This is a genomic window from Phenylobacterium conjunctum (genome assembly GCF_042679085.1).
GTDB classification, from domain to species: Bacteria; Pseudomonadota; Alphaproteobacteria; order Caulobacterales; family Caulobacteraceae; genus Phenylobacterium; species Phenylobacterium conjunctum.
Map to the genome: position 1 here is coordinate 1 of NZ_JBHTLQ010000116.1, position 1,271 is coordinate 1,271.

A 1,271-nucleotide genomic window follows, 5' to 3' on the forward strand; every position below is an offset into this window, starting at 1 on the left:
TGACGTGACCCCCGTTTCTCATCCAGCCATAACGAGAGTCCTGGGTTGATGTGAGCCTTGCTCGGCTGATGTTGCAAGAGGCCGGCGCGCGGAGAGGTCAGGTTTCGCAGCGTGCCGGCCGGACTCTCCGGATAGGGCTCGGGCGTAGTCCCCTGGCGTCATCCAGCCGAGCTTCGAGTGCGGCCGGGCCTCGTTGTAGTCGCGCCGCCAGGTCTCCAGCACGGCGCGGGCGTGGGGCAGAGACCGGAAGAGCGTCTCGTTCAGCAGCTCGTCGCGCAGCCGGCCGTTGAAGCTCTCGTTGTAGCCGTTCTGCTGCGGCTTTCCGGGCGCGATGTAGTGCCAGCCCACGCCGGTCTCGTCGGCCCAGCCGAGGATGGCGTTGGAGGTGTATTCCGTGCCGTTGTCGCTGACGATCATTTCCGGGCGCCCGCGCTGGGCGATGAGGACGTCCAGCTCGCGAGCGACCCGGCGCCCCGACAGCGAGGTGTCGGCCACCAGGGCCAGGCACTCGCGGGTACAGTTGTCGATTACGGTCAGGATGCGGAAGCGCCGCCCGTCGGTCATCTGGTCGGACACGAAGTCCAGGCTCCAGCGCTGGTTGGCCGCCAGCGGCGTCTCGATCGGCGCCCGCGTGCCCATGGCGCGCTTGCGGCCGCCGCGGCGGCGCACCGTCAGCCGTTCTTCGCGGTAGATCCGCTGGACCCGCTTGCGATTCACCACCTGCCCTTCACGCCGCAGCAGAACATGCAGGCGCCGGTAGCCGAAGCGGCGGCGCTCCTGGGCGAGCGCCTTCAACCGCTCCCGCAGGGCGCCATCGTCCGGCCGCGTCGCTTGGTAGCGCACGCTCGCGCGATCCGCCCCGATCACCCGGCACGCCCGCCGCTCGCTCATCCCGTGGGCCGACTGCAGATGCGCCGCAGCCTCCCGATGCGCGGCGGGCGTCACCACTTTTTTCCCAGCAGGTCCTTCAGCGCCACGTTGTCGAGCATCGCGTCCGCCAGCATCCGCTTCAGCTTGGCGTTCTCGTCCTCCAGCGCCTTCAGGCGCCGGGCCTCCGACACGTCCAGCCCGCCGTACTTGGCCTTCCACTTGTAGAACGTCGGCGAGCTGAGCCCGTGCTTCCTGCACAGGTCCGCCACCGGCACGCCGGCCTCCTGCTCCCGCAGGATCCCGATGATCTGCTCTTCCGTGAACCTTGATCGCTTCATTCGTCCGTCCTCTGGTCGGGCGGACTCTAATTATTCCTGGAGGAGTTTCAGGGGGTCACGTCA

Annotated in this window: 1 protein-coding gene; it reads right to left on the bottom strand. The window is 68.3% G+C overall.

From position 1 onward, the window contains the following. Positions 1-18: 18 nt before the first annotated feature. A protein-coding gene (locus ACFQ27_RS20805; protein ID WP_377354923.1) for an IS3 family transposase occupies positions 19-1,208 on the bottom strand; the annotation gives its coding sequence in 2 pieces (ribosomal slippage) (positions 19-956 and positions 956-1,208; 1,191 coding nt in all). Positions 1,209-1,271: the final 63 nt, after the last annotated feature.